Source organism: Pseudarthrobacter sp. B907, from assembly GCF_040137805.1.
GTDB lineage: Bacteria > Actinomycetota > Actinomycetes > Actinomycetales > Micrococcaceae > Arthrobacter.
The window spans coordinates 166,747-184,866 of sequence record NZ_JBEEQE010000002.1 but is presented as its reverse complement, the minus strand read 5'-3'; the positions used below and the strand labels follow the sequence as shown (position 1 = coordinate 184,866).

At 67.5% G+C, this 18,120-nt stretch carries 18 protein-coding genes; 7 read left to right on the top strand and 11 right to left on the bottom strand.

Annotation, left to right across the window (positions count from 1 at the left end; all coding sequences use genetic code 11):
* Positions 1 to 106: 106 nt before the first annotated feature.
* The 11 genes from ABLI39_RS02410 to ABLI39_RS02360 form a co-directional block, all read right to left on the bottom strand.
* Positions 107 to 1,102, bottom strand: a complete 996-nt coding sequence (locus ABLI39_RS02410; RefSeq protein WP_349411776.1) for a phosphotriesterase family protein — start codon at positions 1,100 to 1,102, stop codon at positions 107 to 109.
* Positions 1,099 to 2,013: a shikimate dehydrogenase family protein gene (locus ABLI39_RS02405; RefSeq protein WP_349411775.1), complete on the bottom strand. Its 915-nt coding sequence runs from the start codon at positions 2,011 to 2,013 to the stop codon at positions 1,099 to 1,101. Before ABLI39_RS02405 ends, ABLI39_RS02410 begins: the two co-directional genes overlap by 4 nt.
* Complete coding sequence (locus tag ABLI39_RS02400) at positions 2,010 to 2,645, bottom strand: bifunctional 4-hydroxy-2-oxoglutarate aldolase/2-dehydro-3-deoxy-phosphogluconate aldolase (protein WP_349411774.1); 636 nt, start codon at positions 2,643 to 2,645, stop codon at positions 2,010 to 2,012. Before ABLI39_RS02400 ends, ABLI39_RS02405 begins: the two co-directional genes overlap by 4 nt.
* Positions 2,645 to 3,613, bottom strand: coding sequence for an NAD(P)-dependent oxidoreductase (locus ABLI39_RS02395; protein ID WP_349411773.1), 969 nt, complete (start codon positions 3,611 to 3,613; stop codon positions 2,645 to 2,647). Before ABLI39_RS02395 ends, ABLI39_RS02400 begins: the two co-directional genes overlap by 1 nt.
* Positions 3,613 to 5,115 (bottom strand): xylulokinase, encoded by a 1,503-nt coding sequence (locus ABLI39_RS02390; protein WP_349411772.1) that lies wholly within the window; start codon positions 5,113 to 5,115, stop codon positions 3,613 to 3,615. The genes ABLI39_RS02395 and ABLI39_RS02390 overlap by 1 nt, the downstream gene beginning before the upstream one ends.
* 18 nt (positions 5,116 to 5,133) lie before the next feature.
* The gene (locus ABLI39_RS02385; RefSeq protein ID WP_349411771.1) at positions 5,134 to 5,718 is read right to left on the bottom strand and encodes a glucose-6-phosphate isomerase family protein; all 585 of its coding nucleotides are present in this window, start codon (positions 5,716 to 5,718) and stop codon (positions 5,134 to 5,136) included.
* A 126-nt stretch (positions 5,719 to 5,844) separates the two neighbouring features.
* Positions 5,845 to 6,681, bottom strand: coding sequence for a GntR family transcriptional regulator (locus ABLI39_RS02380; protein WP_349411770.1), 837 nt, complete (start codon positions 6,679 to 6,681; stop codon positions 5,845 to 5,847).
* A gap of 84 nt (positions 6,682 to 6,765) precedes the next feature.
* Entirely contained in the window at positions 6,766 to 7,617 is an 852-nt protein-coding gene (locus ABLI39_RS02375) for an amidohydrolase family protein (RefSeq protein ID WP_349411769.1), read from the bottom strand.
* The gene (locus ABLI39_RS02370; protein ID WP_349411768.1) at positions 7,614 to 8,570 is read right to left on the bottom strand and encodes an aldo/keto reductase; all 957 of its coding nucleotides are present in this window, start codon (positions 8,568 to 8,570) and stop codon (positions 7,614 to 7,616) included. The genes ABLI39_RS02375 and ABLI39_RS02370 overlap by 4 nt, the downstream gene beginning before the upstream one ends.
* Entirely contained in the window at positions 8,567 to 8,896 is a 330-nt protein-coding gene (locus ABLI39_RS02365; RefSeq protein ID WP_349411767.1) for an L-rhamnose mutarotase, read from the bottom strand. The genes ABLI39_RS02370 and ABLI39_RS02365 overlap by 4 nt, the downstream gene beginning before the upstream one ends.
* 4 nt (positions 8,897 to 8,900) lie before the next feature.
* The gene (locus ABLI39_RS02360; RefSeq protein WP_349411766.1) at positions 8,901 to 10,220 is read right to left on the bottom strand and encodes an enolase C-terminal domain-like protein; all 1,320 of its coding nucleotides are present in this window, start codon (positions 10,218 to 10,220) and stop codon (positions 8,901 to 8,903) included.
* Between the two features lie 192 nt (positions 10,221 to 10,412).
* On the opposite strand from ABLI39_RS02360, the gene ABLI39_RS02355 reads away from it, so the two are divergent.
* The 7 genes from ABLI39_RS02355 to ABLI39_RS02325 all read left to right on the top strand — a co-directional run bounded on the left by ABLI39_RS02355 (position 10,413) and on the right by ABLI39_RS02325 (position 18,115).
* A complete protein-coding gene (locus tag ABLI39_RS02355) occupies positions 10,413 to 11,273 on the top strand; it encodes a fumarylacetoacetate hydrolase family protein (protein ID WP_349411765.1) in 861 nt (286 codons plus the stop codon).
* A gap of 92 nt (positions 11,274 to 11,365) precedes the next feature.
* Entirely contained in the window at positions 11,366 to 12,121 is a 756-nt protein-coding gene (locus ABLI39_RS02350) for an SDR family NAD(P)-dependent oxidoreductase (RefSeq protein ID WP_349411764.1), read from the top strand.
* Positions 12,118 to 13,650 (top strand): FGGY-family carbohydrate kinase, encoded by a 1,533-nt coding sequence (locus ABLI39_RS02345; RefSeq protein WP_349411763.1) that lies wholly within the window; start codon positions 12,118 to 12,120, stop codon positions 13,648 to 13,650. The genes ABLI39_RS02350 and ABLI39_RS02345 overlap by 4 nt, the downstream gene beginning before the upstream one ends.
* Positions 13,647 to 15,281 (top strand): fucose isomerase, encoded by a 1,635-nt coding sequence (locus ABLI39_RS02340; protein ID WP_349411762.1) that lies wholly within the window; start codon positions 13,647 to 13,649, stop codon positions 15,279 to 15,281. Before ABLI39_RS02345 ends, ABLI39_RS02340 begins: the two co-directional genes overlap by 4 nt.
* 277 nt (positions 15,282 to 15,558) lie before the next feature.
* Positions 15,559 to 15,852, top strand: a complete 294-nt coding sequence (locus tag ABLI39_RS02335) for a putative quinol monooxygenase (RefSeq protein WP_349411761.1) — start codon at positions 15,559 to 15,561, stop codon at positions 15,850 to 15,852.
* 472 nt (positions 15,853 to 16,324) lie between these two features.
* A complete protein-coding gene (locus ABLI39_RS02330) occupies positions 16,325 to 17,212 on the top strand; it encodes an NAD-dependent epimerase/dehydratase family protein (protein ID WP_349411760.1) in 888 nt (295 codons plus the stop codon).
* 339 nt (positions 17,213 to 17,551) lie between these two features.
* Positions 17,552 to 18,115, top strand: coding sequence for an RpiB/LacA/LacB family sugar-phosphate isomerase (locus tag ABLI39_RS02325; protein WP_349411759.1), 564 nt, complete (start codon positions 17,552 to 17,554; stop codon positions 18,113 to 18,115).
* Positions 18,116 to 18,120: the final 5 nt, after the last annotated feature.

The window sequence follows — 18,120 nt, the reverse complement described above, 5'->3', positions numbered from 1 at the left end:
GTAAGCAGCGGCCGCTGCGCCTGGCTGGGAGACACAGAGAGAGGCCCCGGATCCGTCCGGGGCCTCTCTCTGTGGGTGCTGCGGCCGGCCGGAGGGCCGGCGTTGCCTAGTCGGGCTCGGGGCCGGTGCGCCACTGCAGCACCCGGGCGGCGTTGCCGACCAGGATCCGGTCCACCGCGGCAGCGCCGACGCGGTCCGCGAGCCGCGGAACGAAGCGCTCGGAGAGGTAGGCCAGGCCGGGCATCCCGCCATAGGAGACGTACCGGGTGCGCCGGGCGACGTCGCCGCCTAGGAGCAGGCGGCTTCCGCCGCCGCCGGCGATGACCTGCTCGGCGAGGGTGATGATCTCTGCGTCCGTGCGGCCCTTGGGCCGGGCCATGCCGTCGTAGCCCAGGTAGGCGCCACGGGAGGCCAGCTCGAGGTGCAGCCCGGCGTCGGGGTTCCGGTCGGCGTGGGCCAGGACCACTCGGGACTCCGGGACCCCGGCGGCGGCCAGGAGGTCGAGCAGTTTGTGCGCTGCCGTGCAGAACTCCAGGTGGACCATGACCGGGGCGCCGGTGACGGCGTGGGCCACCGCCACGGCCGCCAGCACGCGGCGTTCGAAGGCCGTGATGGACCAGTAGCCGATCCCGGCCTTCAGTAGCCCCGCGCGCATCGGCGCCTGGCCGGAGACGGGCGCGCCGGCCTCTGGCCCGGAAGAGTCCGCCGATGGCTCCGCGGATTCGTCGGGTGATCCGCAGCCGGCCGTGAGCTCAATGGTGAACCGCCGGGCTAGATCGTCTTCCCGTTCCCCGCGCAACCAGTGCCCTTCGGGGTAGTGTGCCTCCCGGTGGGCACCCGTGGTGGCGACAATGTGCAGCCCGGCGGCGGTGGCGATGCGTGCCGTCGCCGCGGGATTGCGCCCCAGCCCGAGCGGGGTCGCCTCCACCATCGCCGCCATGCCGGCTCCGCGCAGCAGGGCTGCTTCCCGGCCGGACAACGTCTCGTCGTCCAGCTCGTCCCCGGGCAACAGGGGAGAGGACTGGAACAGGTGCTCGTGGTAGTTCGTCGGCCCGAGCGACGCCGGTTCGATGTCGCCGAGGACGGTGCGGACGAAGTTCATCTTGCGCTGGCTGCGGCTTCGGCCAGCTGGTCCAGCAGTTGGTCGGTGAGTTCGACGTCGAACACCTCGGCGATGACCTGGCTCCAGCCGTGGATGAAGTAGCGCCAGCCGTCTACGACGGTCAGCTGGCGCCGTTCCGCCTGTTCGCGGGCCTGGGCGAGGAACTCGAGGGAGCCGCGGTAGTTGAACTCCCACACGATCGCGTCCCGGGGGAAGTCGACGCCGACCGGGAGGGGGGATCCCGGCCGGTCCTTGCCGAGGCCGCTGGCGTTGACCACGAGGCTGCCGGCCGGGGCTTCGGCCATCACCCGCGCGGTGTCTTCGGGGCCCTCGATCAGCCGGTAGTCGAAGAGGCCGGCGGGGAGCTGGCCCCGGGCGTGGACGTCGGCGAGGTGCTGGAGGCGGACCGGGCTGGTGTCGGTGCAGACAATCCTCTCCGGCGCGTCGGCGTGCCCGGCCAGGCACCAGCTCAGGGCGGTTCCGGCGCCGCCGGCGCCCAGGCAGATGACGTGGGCGCCGGTCTCCTTGAAGTGGCCCGGCGGCAGGAATTCCCCGAGCGCCAGGCCGGCGGTGATGGGGTCCTTGGCGTGTCCGATCAGCCGCCCGTCCCGTTTGGAGATGCTGGAGATCTCCCCGCAGAGCCGGCCGAACTCGTCAACCTCGTCGAAAAGGTCCTGGGCGGACTGGTACAGGTCCATCTTGTGGGTGGTGACTAGGGCGCCACGGTGGTCCTTGTCGTCGCGGATCCGGGTGACGAGCTCCCGGTACTGTTCCCGGCTGGCCCCCAGGGGGAGGTCGTGGCCGGTGAGCCGGTCGGTGGGCAGCTGGAGGATCCGCGCCCACTCCGGAAAGATCTTCATGATCGAGGACCCCGAGGTGGTCACACCGACAAATCCCATGTAGCCGTTCATGCAAGCGTCCTTTCCAAGGCGGCGCTGAAGTTGAGGGCCTTCTCGCGGACCACGTCATAGCGTCCGGCAGCGAGGTCTGCGGTGGAGCAGAGGTCGCCGCCGGCCCCCACGGCGACGGCTCCGGCGTCGAACCACTCACCGATGTTGCCGGGGGTGACCCCTCCGGTGGGCATCAGGGGAACGTCCGGCAGCGGGCCGCGGAGCGCCCGGAAATAGGAGGGTCCGCCGAGCGAGGCAGGGAAGATCTTGACGACGTCGGCGCCGAGGCCCACCGCGGTAAGAACTTCGGTGGGCGTGAGGGCGCCGGCCATAACGAGGGATCCGGTGGACTTCATTGCCGTGACGGTCTCGGCGACGGTCCCGGGGCTGACCAGGAACTCCGCACCGGCGTCGACGGCGTCCTCGGCCTGACCTCGGGTGAGCACGGTGCCGGCGCCAAGGTAGACCTTGTCGCCGTATTCGGCCCGCAGGGCCCGGATGACGGCGGGGGCGTCGGGGGTGGAGTAGGTGATCTCCAGTCCGGTCACGCCCCCTTCCAGGAGGGCGGCGGCGCCGCGGATGGCGCTCTCGGTGCTTGGGGCGCGCACGACGGCGAGAATCCCGGCCTGCCTGAGCTTAAGAAGGTCGGCCATTAGTTCACTTTCATTGGAGTCGGGCTGACGGGGTTGGGCGGCGTCCGCCCTTCCAAGACGGCAAGCAGGTTGTCCATGGCGATGGATCCCATGCCGTCGACGGCCTGGACAGTCTGCGCGCCGAAGTGCGGTGTGATGACCACCCGGGCCGCGAGCTGCGGATCGAGCACGGGGGAGTCCTGCCCGCTTGTGTCTCCGCGCAGGGTGTCCGCGGCGAAGGCGGCGAGCAGTCCGGTGCGCAGGGCCTCGGCGACCGCCTCCTCATCCACGAGTTCCGGGCGGGCGGTGTTGACCAGGACGAGCGGTTTCGCCGCGCCGGCCAGCCAGGCCGCGTCGATGAGCTGCTGGCCACCCGGGGCGTGCAAGGAGATCACGTCGCAGGTGGCCGAGAGCTCCGCCAGGTCCAGCGGTTCGGCACCGAGGCTCCGGATCAGCTGGGGTCCCATAAACGGGTCCGAGGCGTACACGGTGGAACCGAATCCGGAGAGCAGGCGGGCCACGATCTGCCCGATCCGGCCGAAGCCCACCAGGCCCACGGTCAGCGAGCCCAGTTCGCGGCCCCGGATGACCGACCAGTCCCGGTTCCGCACCCGGCGGTCGCCCTCCGGTACGGTGCGCAGGACCGCGAGCATGAGAGCCAGGGCGTGCTCGGCGACGGCATTGGAATTGGCGCCGGGGGTGTTCGTGACCACCACGCCCCGCTCGGCTGCGGCCCCGACGTCCACGGCTTCGAAACCCACCCCGTAGCGGGCCAGGACCTTCAGCCGCGGGGCCGCGTCCAGGTGGGCCGCAGTGACCTCGCCGGTTCCGGCGATCCACCCGTCCGCCACCGCCAGATCGGCGCCGATGGCGTCCAAGGAGTGGTCCGCGCGGCCACGCCGAACGGTGTGGCCGCGACTTTCCAGGCGGGAGACCAGATCTTGTTCGCCGGAGGAGAAGGAGCGGGAGGTGACGAGGATGACCGGCATCAGTGCTTCCCCCGGCGGGTGGGGAACCACGGTTCCAGTTGGCCGTAGGCGTCGAGAAATATCTGGTGGCCGGCCGTGTAGCGCTCGTGCGCTTCGCGGTCGGGCTGGAACTCGGCCGTCACCCGGGACAAACCCCGGGCGACGCTGAAGTCGTCCACGAGTCCGAGTCCCACGCTGGCGGTCACCGCGGCGCCGAGGCTGTTGGCCTCTTCGACGATGCTCCGGCGCCGGACAGTTACGCCCCAGACGTCGGCCATGATCTGCAGCCAGGTGTCGCTGGCCGCACCGCCGCCAATGGCGTCGATGCGGCTGATGGCCGCCCCGGCGTCGTTGAAGGCGTTGACGCACGTCCCCAGGTTGAAGGCCACACACTCAAGGACGGAGCGGATCATGTTCGCACGGCTGTGGTGCATCTCGAGGCCGACGAAAGCGCCGGCCGCCTGGGGGTTCCAGTAGGGGGAGCGCTCGCCGAGCAGGTGCGGCAGGAAGTACAGCCCCGACTCGCTCGCGGTTGCCCCGGCCGCTTCGGCAATGAGCCGGTCAAAGCGGCCCTTCTCGCCGCGGTCGGAGAATAGCCCGACGGCCCACTGGAGGGACGCCCCGCCGGCCTGCATGGTCGCGGTCGGAACGTACTTCCCGTCGATGACATGGTCGAACGTCATGGTCCGGCGGAGCGGGTCGATCAGAGGCGCGGCCGTGACGATTTGAACCCACGAGGAGGAGCCAAGGTAGACGTACGCCTGGTCGTCCTCGGAGACGACGCCGGCGCCCACGGCCGCGACCGGGCCGTCACCGCCGCCCATCACCACCGATGTCGCGGTCCCCAGGCCGGTGGCCGCCGCAGCGGCGGCGGTGAGCGGGCCGACGACGTCGGTGGACTTGAGGATTTTGGGAAACAGTGCCGGGTCGATCCGGGCGGCGGTCAGCATCCGCTCGGACCAGGTTCCGGTGGTCTGGTCGTAGGCGTTCGTGGCTGAGGCGTCGGAGTGGTCCGTCGCGAGCCGCCCGGTGAGGCGGTGCACCACGTAGTCCTTGGCAAGGCAGACGTGGCGGACCCGGCTGAAGACCTCCGGCTCGTTGTCCCGGACCCACATGACCTTGCTCAGCGAATAGGTGGGGTTGATCCGGTGGCCGAGCATGGCGTAGGCCTCCTGCTCGTCGAAGGCCCCGGCCAGTTCGTCGGACTGGGCGACGCTCCGGTGGTCGGCCCAGATCAGGGCGGGCCGGACCGGCGCGTAGTTGCCGTCGAGGAGCACGGCCCCCATCATCTGCCCGCCGACCACCAGGCCCTGCACCGACGACGGATCGACGCCGGTGTCGGCCAGCAGTTTTTGCGTGGCCTGGACCACCGCGTTCCACCAGACGTCGGGGTCCTGCTCGGCGTGGCCGCCGGCAGCGAAGTGCGGCTCGTAGCCGATGGTGACGGCCTTCAGGAGGGTTCCGTCAGCCTCGTGCAGGGATGCCTTGTTGCCCGTCGTGCCGAGATCGTGAGCGATGATCATGGGACCGGTCCTTCCGTCCTAGGCCTGTGCTGCGAAGAAGGGTGCGAACTCGTGGCCGGACTCCGCGGAGTAGACGCGCTGGCCCATGCCGTATTCAAGGACCCAGCCGTAGTCGTGGCCCGCGCAGCCGGGGTAGACCGCGAGGAACTTGTAGGGCTCGGAGCCTACATTGATGCTGCGGTGCGCCCAGCCCGGCGGGATGTAGCCGATCACGCCGGGGGCCATGTCCACCCAGGAGGTATTCTCGCCGTCGAACATCAGCAGCCCGCCCTGCCCGGAAATGCCCAGGTAGATTTCGCCCTGGTGGTTCGGGTGCTGGTGTCCCTTGGTCATCCATAACTCCCCGGCAGTGGTGCCGGGCTCGATCGTGGTGATGGACTGCGGGAGTTCCCGGTCCGCTTCTGGAACCGGCGTGGAAACCACCGAGTAGACCACGGGGTTGCCGTTGGCGACGGCTTCGTTCCAGGCGTCCTTGTCCGCGAACAGTCCTTCAAGGTCCGACATGCGGCGTTCCAGCGCGGGGCCCTGCGGCGACAAGGTGCCTGCCTGCGCGTCGAAGCGGATGGACATGGGCGGAACGGGGGGTGCGATGAACTCGCTCACGGGCAGAAGTCTCCTGAAAATCAAAAAATGATCCGTTGCCGAAGCGGCAACCTGTAATTACAGGTTACATGCCCGGCCGGTCCTTGGGAATCATCAGGTGAAGCGGGCCTGCTCGCCCCGCGGAGCTCAGCCGGTGGTGACGCGGTGGAAGCCGGCCGTGCCGGAGCCGGCCGAGGCGGCGTCGATGACCACCTCAAAACGGCTCTGGTCCCCGCGGTGGTGGGCCACGAAGAATTCCAGCGGCCGGTCCGCCGCGTCGTAGACGATGCTCCGCAACTGCATGAGCGGGGCGCCCTTCACGATGCCCAGCGCCACGGCCTGCGTCCTGTTCGCCACCGTGGCCTCGACCGAGCGGATGCCGTGGTGTGCCCGGATGCCCTTGCTGGCCAGCAAGGCGTAAAGCGACTGGTTGCGCAAGTCGGCCCCAAGCACGATCTCGGCCATGCCGCCCGGAAGGTAGGTGGTGGTCAGCGACCACGGGGAGTCCTCCACGTAGCGGAGCCGCTCAAGGACGACGACGGGTTCGCCCGCCGGGATCCGAAGCGCCTCGGCCACCGTGTCGTCGGCCGGGACCAGCTCCTGCCGGCGCACATCGCTGTAGACGCTGCCGCCGCGGGATTCCACGTCCGCGTAGAGGCCCCGCAGGGTATGGACCAGGCTTTCGGAGACCTTGCGCGGGGCCACGAAAGTGCCCTTGCCCTTGACCCGTTCGATCACGCCGTCGTGCTCGAGCTGCCCGAGCGCCTGCCGGACCACGGTGCGGGAAACCCCGTAGAGCTCGCACATTCCATGCTCGCCGGGAAGGCGGTGCCCCGGGGCCAGCTTGCGGGTCGAGATTTCCAGGATCAGCTGGTCGCACAGCTGCTTGTACATCGGCAGCGACGCGTCTTTGACCATTTTGGCCGGGGCGGTGTCGCTCAGCACCGCAGTGTCCGCGGTGGTTGGGGCTGGGGGGTTTGTCATGGAAAGCGCCATTCTGTGCATCCGGCGTCGGCACGCCTGAAAGACATCTTAGACCCCGTCATTACAGGCCCTGCGCAGGAGGAATCAGGCTACCGTGCTGCGGCCGTATACCCGGTGTGCCGTGGCGGCCAGGACATCATCCTGTTCGGCCGGGCTAAGGGTTGCGATTAAATCTTTCAGCACGCGCCAGGTCTGCTGATAGCCGCCGGAGAGGACCGACACGGGCCAGTCGCCGCCGTACATGAGCCGTTCCGGTCCGAACAGCTCAAGGGCCGCGTGGAACACCGGCGCCAGGGCGGAAGCGTTATATTCAGCACCGGGAATATGAAGGCCGGAGAGCTTCGCCACCGTGTTGGGGCGGTCCGCACACACGGTCAGTTCGCGGCGCCATCGCGCCATCGCGTCCGGGTCGGTGAGCGGCGGTTTGCCCAAGTGGTCCACGACGACGGTGAGCTCCGGCAGGGCGCCGGCCAGGTCGGCGGCGGCCCCCAGATGGCGCGGGAATGCGTCGGGGACGTCGAAGGGCAGGCCGGCTGCGGCGAGCAGGGAGAGCGATTCGCGGACCGGGGCGAGGGCGAGGAAGCCGTCCCGCGGGTCGTCGTGGACCAGGTGCCGGACCCCGCAGAACTTGTCCGATTCCAGCCACCGGTCCAGCTGGGCCCCGGCGCGGGCGGGTGAGTCTAGCTGGATCCAGCCGACCACACCGCGGATCCACGGCTCCGCGGCCGCCGTTTCCAGTAGGAACCCGGTGTCCTCCAGCGCGTCGTCGGCCTGGACGAGGATCGCCTCCGCCACGCCGGCCGCATCGAGCTCCGTACGGGCCTGCGCGGCGGTGAAGTCCCGCTTCAGCTCCGGCACCGAATCCAGCCAGCCGTACCGGCTGCGGCCCAGCCGCCACAGGTGCAGGTGCGAGTCCACCGTGGGCAGCCCGCTCACCGGGGAATCAGCCCCTCCGCTTCGAGCGCGTCCCAGAGGTCCCGGGGGAGCGGCCGGTCCATGCCGGCAATGTTGGCACTGATCTGCTCCGCGCCCCGCGCCCCGATGACCACGTTGCACACGGCCGGGTGCCGCAGCGGGTACTGGATGGCGGCGTCGGGCAGTTCCACCCCGAACGAGGCGCAGACAGCGGCGAGCCGCCGTGCCCGGGCCAGCAGCTCTTGCGGCGCCGGTCCGTAGTTGTAGTGGGCGTCCGCCGGGACCTCGGCCGTGGCAAGGATGCCCGAGTTGAATACTCCGGCGGCGACGACGCCGACGCCGCGTTCGACGCACCGCGGCAGCAGGCCGCTCAGGGCGGGCTGCTCGAGCAAGGTGAAGCGGCCGGCGAGCATGACCAGGTCCAGTTCGGTGCGGTCGACGAGCGTGTGCAGAGCGTCCGCGGAGTTGGATCCCACCCCGATGGCCCGGACGAGGCTCTCGGCCTTCAACCGCTGCAGGGCCGGCAGGGCCTCACTGAGTGCGGCGGCCATGTCGTAGGCATCAGGGTCGTGCAGGTAGAGGATGTCCACCCGGGAGATGCCCAGGCGGTCCAGGGAGTCCTCCAGGCTTTGCCGGATGCCACGCTCGGTGAAGTCCCACCGCCGGGTGCTCCGGGCCGGGACGGCGAAACCCTCGGTGTCCCGTTCGCCGGGCCGGAAGGCCGGATTGGGCTCCAGCAGGCGGCCGGCTTTGGTGGAGATGACGAAGTCTTCCCGGGGGCAGGTTCGGAGGAAGTCGCCGAGCCGCCGTTCCGAGAGCCCGAGTCCATAGTGCGGCGCCGTATCGAAATAGCGGATCCCGCCAAGCCAGGCGGCCTCCAGGGTGCGGCGGGCGTCGTCGTCGTCCATGCTCGAATACAGGTTCCCGAGAGCGGCGGCACCGTAGCCCAGCCGGCCGAGGGGCAGTTGCGTCATTGCCGAGCAAGCTCCCACACCATCGGGATGCCGCGGTCCTCGCCCGAATAGTCGTCCTCGACCTCGAGGAGCTCGGCCATTTCCGCCTGCCAGGGAACGTTCGCAGGGTGGTCGGCCAGGAACTTGCGCATGGTGGCGTAGTCCTTGACCTCCACGACGTGGAAAAGTTCGCGTCCGCTCCGCCAGATCCGCCAGCTGTGGACGCCGATCCCGCGCATGGCCGCCGCGAGCTCGGCGGGAATCCGCGCATGGATCCGGTCGTAGTCGGCCTCGCGGCCGGGCTTGAGCCGGGTGTGCAGGGCGATGCGTTCCGGGGTTGTGCTCATCGCATTAGCCTGCCACAGCTTCAGCCGGAGCGGACCACACCGGACCGGCCGGGAAGGAGAACTCGGCGAGCGAGTGCGCTTTCATTTCGCTGCCGCCGCCCGGGGCGTCCGGCGGCCAGTAGCGCCCGGCATGGACGTCGACAGGGACGACGAAGTGCTCATGGAGATGGTCGACGAATTCGATCATCCTGCCCTCGAGCTGCCCGGAAACCGCCACGTAGTCGAACATCGAGAGGTGCTGGACGGCTTCGCAGAGGCCTACGCCGCCGGCGTGCGGGCAGACCCGGACCCCGAACTTGGCCGCGAGGAGCAGGATGGCGATGTTTTCGTTCACGCCGGCCACGCGCGCCGCGTCGAGCTGCAGCACCTCGAGGGACCCGGCCTGCAGCATCTGCTTGAACACCACCCGGTTCTGGACGTGCTCCCCGGTCGCCACCGGAATCGGGGCGATGGCGCGGGCGATCGCGGCATGGGCCAGGATGTCGTCCGGGCTCGTCGGTTCCTCCACCCAGGCGAGGTCGGGGTCGCCGAGGCCGCGGATCCATTCGATGGCCTCGGCGGTGTCCCAGCGCTGGTTCGCGTCCACGGCGATCTTGATGCCCGGTCCGCAGGCGTCCCGAGCGACGCGCAGACGCCGGACGTCATCCGCCAGGCTGGCGCCAACCTTGAGTTTGACCAGCGGGAAGCCGTCCGCGACGGCCTCGCGGCACAGCCGGGCGAGCTTGGCATCGTCGTAGCCGAGCCATCCGGGGGTGGTGGTGTACGCCGGATAGCCTGCACGGAGCAGCTCCGACTCGCGGCCCGGACGGCCCGTTTCTGCGCCGCGCAGGATAGCGAGGGCCTCTTCCGGGGTGAGGGCATCGCTGAGGTAGCGGAAGTCCACCAGGTCAACCAGCTCTTCGGGCGACAGTCGGGACAGTAGCTGCCACAGCGGCAACCCGGCGCGTTTTGCCTTCAAGTCCCACAGGGCGTTGATGGCCGCCCCAATGGCCATGTGCATGATCCCCTTCTCCGGCCCCAGCCAGCGCAGCTGCGAGTCGTGCACCATAGAGCGCCAGGTGCCGCCCATGTCAGCGAGGAGCTCCTCGGCGTTCCGGTCCTGGAGATAGGGGACGAGGGCCGTGAGGGCGCTGGCCACCACTTCGGTGCCGCGCCCGATGGTGAAGACGAAGCCGTGGCCCTCGAGGTCGTCGCCGGCGTCGGTGCCGATCACCAGATAGGCCGCTGAGTAGTCCGGGTCGGGATTCATGGCATCCGAGCCGTCCAGGGACGACGACGTCGGAAAGCGGACGTCACTGACCGTGATGGCGGTGATGGTACTCACGTGGGAACTCCTCATGCTCCGGGCAGCCCCGGGATCTCGCGTCGCCCGGTCGGGCGGTGAGTTCGACAGTAAACATCGGATGTATGGCTTGTCAACGACGGTGTGGTCTGTATTGTGGTGTGCGACACCTTTCCGCGCGGCCGGTCCGGCCGCCGGTTTAGCGGCGGGCAGAGTTGCCCGATTGGAGGAAGTGTGAAGTTGGTTCGCTTGGGCGCCGCTGGTGCGGAACGCCCCGCCGTGATTGCTGCAAATGACGCAGGTACGGAAGAGACATATGATCTATCTCCCCTGACTTCGGACATCACCGGTGAGTTCCTTGCCGGCGGGGGAATTGCCGCCGCGCGGAGCGCCCTGGAGCGCGGGGAGCTCGAGCCGCTGGATCCCGCCGGCCTCCGGATCGGCGCCCCGATTACCCGTCCGTCCGCGGTCATCTGCGTGGGGATGAACTACGCCGCGCATGCCGCCGAATCCGGGGCGCTCCCGCCGGAGGTCCCCATCATCTTCCTCAAGACGCCCAACACGGTCGCTGGACCGGATGATGGGGCGTTCATCCCGCGCAATTCCACCAAGACCGACTGGGAGGTCGAACTCGGGGTCGTGATCGGCCGGCGCGCCAGCTACCTCGGCTCGCCGTCAGACTCCGCCGCGCACATCGCGGGCTATCTGGTTGCCAACGATCTGTCCGAGCGCGCCTTCCAGATCGAGGAGTCCGGCGGGCAGTGGTCCAAGGGCAAGTGTGCGCCCGGATTCTCCCCGCTCGGGCCGTGGCTCGTGCCCGCCGACGAGGTCGATCCGGGCAGTCTCCGGCTCCGCAGCTGGGTCAACGGCGAGCCCCGCCAGGATTCCAGCACGGCCGACATGGTCTTCCCGGTCGACTTCCTGATCCACCACCTGAGCCAGTACCTGACCCTCGAGCCCGGAGACGTCGTCCTCACCGGCACCCCGCAGGGCGTGGCGCTCTCCGGCAAGTTCCCGTACCTCAAAGCCGGTGACGTCGTGGAGGTCGAGATCGAGGGTCTTGGCCGACAGCGGCAGGTCTTCGCGCAGTCCTGAACAGCCGGCCGCGCCAGCCTGCCTGCCTCACCGGGCCGGCCCGGCCCCGCAGGCGGCGAGAAAGCAAGTAAATTTCTTTGGAAAGGACAAACATGACAACGGAGATGGATGGGCTGGTCGCGATTGTGACCGGAGGTGCTTCCGGCATCGGCGCCGCGGCAGCCGCCCGGCTCGCCGCCGCCGGAGCCTCGGTGGCGGTCCTGGACCTGAACCCGGAGGACGCCGCCGAGGGGCACTTCGCGGTGCCCTGCGACGTGGCCGACGATGCCTCCGTGGTCGCGGCAGTCCAGGGGGTCGCCGAACACTTTGGCCGGATCGACGTCGTCGTCAACAACGCCGGGATCGGCGCCCAGGGCACCATCGCGGACAACGACGACGATGAATGGCACCGCGTCCTCGACATCAACGTCCTCGGCATGGTGCGCGTCAGCCGGGCCGCACTGCCGCATCTGCGCCGCTCGCCGGCCGCCGCGATCGTTAATACGTGTTCCATCGCGGCTACGGCGGGTCTGCCGCAGCGGGCGCTGTACGGCGCCAGCAAAGGCGCGGTCCTGTCTCTGACGCTGGCGATGGCCGCGGACCATATCTGCGAAGGCATCCGGGTCAACTGCGTAAACCCGGGCACCGCTGACACCCCGTGGATCGGCCGCCTGATGGCCCAAAGCGACGATCCGCAGGCCGAACGCGCCGCCCTCAACGCCCGCCAGCCCCACGGCCGGCTGGTCACCGCGGACGAGGTGGCAGCCGCCATCGCCTACCTCGCCTCACCGGCCGCCGGCTCCACGACCGGAACCTCATTGGCGGTCGACGGCGGCATGCAGGGCCTGCGCCTGAGGCCGGCACAATGACGGATCAGCCAGTCCGGGCGGTGCTCGGCGTCGATATCGGCACCAGCAGCAGCAAGGGCGTCGTCGTGGACCTGGAGGGCAGGGTGCTCCGTTCCGCCGCGCGCAGCCACAAGGTAAGCCGGCCCCGGCCGGGCTGGGCCGAGATGGACGGGGACCTGTGGTGGGAGGAGTTCACCGCGATCAGCCGCGAACTGCTGGCCGGCGCGGACGCGGACGAACAAATCGTCGCCGTCGGCGTCAGCGGCATGGGCCCCTGCGTCCTCGTCACGGACCAGGGCGGCACCCCACTGCGCCCGGCTATCCTTTACGGCATCGACTCCCGGGCTACCGAGCAGATCGAGTCCCTCACCGTTGAGCTGGGCGGCGACGAGGTCATCATGGAGCACTGCGGCTCCGTGCTGTCCACCCAGGCCGTCGGGCCCAAGCTGGCGTGGCTGGCCCGGCACGAGCCGGACACCTTCGCCAGGAGCCGCCGGCTTTTTATGCCCTCGTCCTGGCTCGCCTACCAGCTCACCGGCGCGTACGTACTGGACCACCACTCCGCCAGCCAGTGCACACCGTTGTACGACACCCGGACGCTGGAATGGTACCCGCCCTTCGCGAGCAAGATCGCTCCCGGGCTGGAACTCCCGCCGCTGCTCTGGCCCGGCGACACCGCCGGGTACGTCAGTACGGAGGCCGCCGCCGCCACCGGGCTTCCGGCCGGAGTCCCGGTGATTGCCGGAACCATCGACGCCTGGAGCGAAGCCGTCAGCGTGGACAGCCAGAACAACGGCGACTTGATGCTGATGTACGGCACCACCATGTTCCTGGTGAATACCGTCCCGGACCGGGTCACCTCACCCCAGCTGTGGGGGACGGTCGGCGCGTTCGAGGGAACCCGCAACTTGGCCGGCGGGATGGCCACCTCCGGGGCGGTCACTTCCTGGCTCAAGGAACTCTTCGGCTCCCTCGACTTCCCGGAACTGCTGGAGCTGGCTGCCGCCTCCGGCCCCGGCGCCCGCGGACTCCTGATGCTGCCCTACTTCGCCGGCGAACGGACCCCGGTGGCGGATCCCCAGGCCCGCGGCATCATTGCCGGGCTGAGCCTCTCGCACACCCGCGGCGACCTGTACCGAGCCGCCCTGGAGGCCACGGCACTGGGCGTCCGGCACAACATCGAATCCATGGAACTCGCCGGCGGAAACATCCGGCGCATCGTGGCCGTCGGCGGCGGAACCCAGGGCGAGCTGTGGACCCAGATCGTTTCCGACGTGACCGGGCAGCCGCAGCTCATCCCGAGCCAGACCATCGGCGCCAGCTACGGCGCCGCGTATCTGGCCGCGGGCACGGTTGCCGAGGTCCGGATCAGCGAGTGGAATCCGCCGGCCCGGACCGTCCACCCCAACCCTGCCGTGAGCGCGGACTATGAGGAGCTGTACGACCTCTACTTACGCCTTTACCCGGCCACCCAGGACATTGCCCACGCCCTCGCGGGACGCGAGGAACGTCTGAGCCCCCAAAACCTTGAAAGGGAAACCACACCATGAGCAGCTACACCTTCCCGGCCGTCGCGGAAACCCCCGACGCCGAGGCCAACACGGTCTACACCATCAGCAGCGGCGACCTGCGGCTTGCCGCCAACACCAAGTGCTGGCCCACCCAGCAGCAGCTCGAAGGGCACTTCGCGGCCGCCGTCGAGTCCCTTGGCTACCAGGTGGTCCGCGCGCACGGCATCAACCCGGACACCGGGCACGGCTTCATCGACAGCCAGCGGATGGGCATGGAGGTCTTCAAGAACATTCCGCCGACGGCACCGGTGGTGGTTGTCGAGGCCGTCTGGCAGTACAGCCACCACGTCCTGGCCGGCCTGCGCACCCACCGCGGCCCGATCCTGGTTGTGGCGAACTGGGCGGGCGACTTCCCGGGGCTGGTGGGGCTGCTTAATCTCACCGGAAGCCTGACCAAGGCCAAGGTCGACTACTCCGCGCTGTGGAGCGAGGACTTCACCGACGAATGGGCGGTGGGCAAGCTCAAGTCCTGGCTTACCTCCGGCAGCATCACCCACGACACGAGCCACGTCCGCGAACTGCCACCGCTGGCGGATACGGAGGAGGTCCGGCTGGGACGCGCGCTGGCGCAGCAGCTGATGGCCGAAAAGGCCATCATCGGCGTCTTCGACGAGGGCTGCATGGGCATGTACAACGCCATAATCGACGACGAAATGCTCAATCCGCTGGGCATCTACAAGGAGAGGCTCTCGCAGAGCGCCCTCGTGGCCGAGATGCTGAAGGTCCCGGACGCCGAGGCGGACGGGGTGAAGAGCTGGCTCGACGAGGCCGGCCTGACCTTCCACTTCGGCACCGATCCGGCGAGGGAGCTGACCCCCGACCAGGTCCACAGCCAGCTCAAGATGTACATCGCCGCACTGAGGATCTCGGACGATTACGGCGTCGACGCCGTCGGCATCCAGTACCAGCAAGGCCTCAAGGACACCGTCCCGGCGTCCGACCTGGCCGAAGGCCTGCTCAATAACGTCCAGCGCCCGCCGGTCTACTCCCGCGACGGCGGCCGCGAACTTTTCGCCGGAAAGGCGCTCCCGCACTTCAACGAGGTGGACGAGGGGGTCGCCGTCGACGCCCTCATCACCAACCGGATCTGGACCGCGATGGGGCTCGATCCTGCCACCACGCTGCACGATGTGCGCTGGGGCGCCGACTACGACGGCGAGTTCGTCTGGGTCTTCGAGATCTCCGGCTCCGTGCCGGCCTCCCACAACGGCGGCTACGACAAGTCCTACTCCATGCGCCAGCCCGAGATGTTCTTTCCGCTGGGCGGCGGCACCCTCAGCGGTGTCTCCAAGCCGGGGGAGATCGTCTGGTCCCGGGTCTTCATCATGGACGACCGGCTGCACGTGGACCTGGGCCGCGGCCACGTCGTCGAACTCCCGACGGAGGAGACCCAACGGCGGCTGGACGCGACCGACTCGCAGTGGCCGATCATGCACGCCGTCCTCGACGGCGTCAGCCGAGACCAGATGATGGCCCGCCACAAGGCCAACCACGCCCAGGTGGTTTACGCTCCGGACGCTGGCACGGCAGACAAGGCGCTGGAAGCCAAGGCCGCTTTCTTCGCTGAGCTGGGGGTGGAGGTCCACCTCTGCGGCGACGTGGCGCTCTAGGCACATACGCCGGTGATGCTGCTGGGGACGGTGTGATGTTGCAGGCGGTAGTGCCGGCACGCACGTCGACGGTGAAAGCGTCCGGTCCGATGACACGTTTGCCGAGGCGATGGAGCCGTGTAACAGAGCTTTGCCGGCCCGGTCCAAGCAAAACGTTTATGCGCGGCGGTACGCTGGGTTTCCTGCACCCTGAGCCGACACCACAATCGCCTGTCGCTAAACCAAAAAAGCCACTTTGTCTGGCCCGAGGAGCAGTAAGAACAGCTCAGGAGGAATCATGCCCAAAGACATTTATACGGAGTACACGGCGCTACCCGGACACGAGCAACAAGTAACTGCAATGATAAACGAACTCACCTTGGCCGCCATCTTAGAACCAGGAATACTCCTCTGCGCTGCCTACACTCTCGACCATGCGCCGCAGAAATACCTTATCTTCGAGAGGTATTTGGATGAGCAGGCCTTCGAATCCCACATCACCTCCGAATGCCGGCGACAATTCACCGCAAAAATGAGCCACCACATGGAAGACGAGCAACCCGCCATGACAAGGTTGAACGCCCTCCCATAATCAGCCCGACCAGATTCGTTGGAGTCGCATCGCACTGACTGGGGGAGTTTCTGGACATCGCTCGGGTTTGGTTTCGATGAGTCGGCAGCCAGTTCGGCATTAACCAGCCCCTCTACGTACACGGCAGGGGGCGTGCCGGGTTCGTCAAGTTCCTGTATCGATGCTTCGAAGATAAAGGGGGCGTTCCCCAGCATCCCATTGTCGTTGCACGATCGCGCCGGCAGGTGCGGCAGTTGCGCAGGACTGGAGTCACACTGCAAATATGGCCGTTTCGTTGGTCTTCCTATTCATGCACTCCATCAGCCTAGTGGACCAAACCAGCCGCTAATTCTTCTAACGGTCCACATAGTGGAGGCTAGCATTCAGCGGCTTCATCATTTTCCGAGCCGCTGGACTAAAAACATGGCGAAGACGACGTAACTAGTACGCGAAACCGGCGCCTCGTTGGGGGCGAACAACAAAAGGAGTAATCATGAGGGTCGTAATTACTGGAGCCCACGGTAAAGTCGGTCGCCCAGCGACCCGGGCTCTACTGGATGCAGGCCACGATGTGCTCGCAGTGGACCTGACCCTTCCGGGGTTTGAACGTCGTGCTAACGGAACCGCCAGCTACCAGAAGGCAGACCTCACAGACGCCGGAGAAGCATACGCCGTTGTACGTGGCGCAGACGCGGTTGTGCACGCTGCCGCGATTCCCGAGCCCACCGGAAACCCAGCTCAAGTTGTGTTCCAGACGAACATGATGGCAACTTTCAACGTTATCGAGGCAGCCGTCAGATTCGACGTGAAGCGTTTTGTCAATATCTCGAGCGAGACCGTCCCCGGCTTCTTCTTCCCGGAGCGCGACTTCCTACCGGAGTACGCTCCCGTAGACGAGGCACACCCAATCCACCCACAGGATCCGTACGCACTTTCAAAGCACTTCGGCGAGCAGCTGATGGACGCGGCAATCCGGCGATCCGACATCCGCTGCATCTCGCTGCGGCCAAGCTGGGTCCAGTACGAGGGAAACTATGAGCAGAACCTCGGCCCACAGATTCGCGACGCCTCGGTCCTCAGCCCGAACCTTTGGAGCTACATTGACGCCTATGACCTTGCGGACTCAATTGTGCTGGCAACGGAGTCTGAGCTGCCCGGACATGAGGTGTTCTACATCGCATCGCCGGACAACGTTGGTGGACGAGACTTCGGTGAGATCGTGCAAACCTACTACGGCGACAAGATCGAGCTCCGCCCCACCGCGCGCGCGGACTCCTCAGGAATTTCCAGCGCGAAGGCCCAGCGCATGCTCGGCTGGACGCCGAAGCGGTCCTGGCGCGACTACCTAGATTCCGACGGCAACGCTCTTCCGCGCGGCTGAGGCAGTTCTCCCCGTTGGGCGTGCACAGGTGCGTACGCACAGAAACGATCTGGGCTTCGAGGACGAACGAGATCCTTCTGAAGTGTCAGTTCGTTACGCAGCAGTAGTCCCCATGGACGGCTTCCACCTAAGAAACGCGGATATCGAAGGGGTAGCGCTGAAGTCGCGCAAAGCCCGGGGGCAAACGTTTGCTGGGCTCGGCCCGGGCTGCGGAGTATCAAACGGGTTCGATGGGATGCAGGGTGGGCTCGCGCTCCTACCACTTCCTTCCGAACACGAGGCACACTCTCACGCCGAAGTTCCGCCTTTCAACCGTTCACGATTCCTAGGAGCATTGACATGAAAACCACGGGCGAAAAGCACGTAGTCGTCGGGGCTGATTTCGCTGGCTTCCGACTCAAAGAAGGGGTGAAGCGCCACCTCGAGGAGCGTGGCTGGACGGTCACCGATCTGACTCCAACAGACGATGACCTGCCCATGTATCATCGGGTCGGCTTCCTGGTTGGCTCCCGGATCTCGGAACGGGAGTTCGAAAAGGGCGTTATCTTTTGCGGCTCGGGCATGGGTATTCACATCGCGGCGAGCAAGTGCCCCCATGTACACGCGGCCGTGTGCGAGAGCGTGCCCACTGCACTTCGAGCCGCAACCGCGAACAACGCCAACGTGCTCGCCATAGGAGCGTTTTTCACGGCGCCGCGGCTGGCCAGCGCGATGGCGGACGCGTTTCTTGAACATACGCTTGGTGACGGCTACGAGAGTTGGGAAGGATTCCACGAGTACCACAAGATCGGTTATATCGAGTGCGAAAACTTCGATTACGAGACGTTCAAAGCGAACGGATTCCGCGTGGTCGACCCGCAGGAAGCAGATCTCGGCCCCGAGCCGTTTGGGCTGGCGTATTGAAATAC

Excerpts from the sequence above, each read along its gene's own strand:
- ABLI39_RS02335 (WP_349411761.1), top strand. The coding sequence starts at position 15,559 with ATGCCCAAAGACATTTATACGGAGTACACGGCGCTACCCGGACACGAG.
- ABLI39_RS02350 (WP_349411764.1), top strand. The coding sequence starts at position 11,366 with ATGACAACGGAGATGGATGGGCTGGTCGCGATTGTGACCGGAGGTGCT.
- ABLI39_RS02330 (WP_349411760.1), top strand. The coding sequence starts at position 16,325 with ATGAGGGTCGTAATTACTGGAGCCCACGGTAAAGTCGGTCGCCCAGCG.
- ABLI39_RS02410 (WP_349411776.1), bottom strand. The coding sequence starts at position 1,102 with ATGAACTTCGTCCGCACCGTCCTCGGCGACATCGAACCGGCGTCGCTC.
- ABLI39_RS02405 (WP_349411775.1), bottom strand. The coding sequence starts at position 2,013 with ATGAACGGCTACATGGGATTTGTCGGTGTGACCACCTCGGGGTCCTCG.
- ABLI39_RS02380 (WP_349411770.1), bottom strand. The coding sequence starts at position 6,681 with ATGACAAACCCCCCAGCCCCAACCACCGCGGACACTGCGGTGCTGAGC.
- ABLI39_RS02390 (WP_349411772.1), bottom strand. The coding sequence starts at position 5,115 with ATGATCATCGCTCACGATCTCGGCACGACGGGCAACAAGGCATCCCTG.
- ABLI39_RS02400 (WP_349411774.1), bottom strand. The coding sequence starts at position 2,645 with ATGGCCGACCTTCTTAAGCTCAGGCAGGCCGGGATTCTCGCCGTCGTG.
- ABLI39_RS02395 (WP_349411773.1), bottom strand. The coding sequence starts at position 3,613 with ATGCCGGTCATCCTCGTCACCTCCCGCTCCTTCTCCTCCGGCGAACAA.
- ABLI39_RS02325 (WP_349411759.1), top strand. The coding sequence starts at position 17,552 with ATGAAAACCACGGGCGAAAAGCACGTAGTCGTCGGGGCTGATTTCGCT.
- ABLI39_RS02370 (WP_349411768.1), bottom strand. The coding sequence starts at position 8,570 with ATGACGCAACTGCCCCTCGGCCGGCTGGGCTACGGTGCCGCCGCTCTC.
- ABLI39_RS02345 (WP_349411763.1), top strand. The coding sequence starts at position 12,118 with ATGACGGATCAGCCAGTCCGGGCGGTGCTCGGCGTCGATATCGGCACC.
- ABLI39_RS02365 (WP_349411767.1), bottom strand. The coding sequence starts at position 8,896 with ATGAGCACAACCCCGGAACGCATCGCCCTGCACACCCGGCTCAAGCCC.
- ABLI39_RS02340 (WP_349411762.1), top strand. The coding sequence starts at position 13,647 with ATGAGCAGCTACACCTTCCCGGCCGTCGCGGAAACCCCCGACGCCGAG.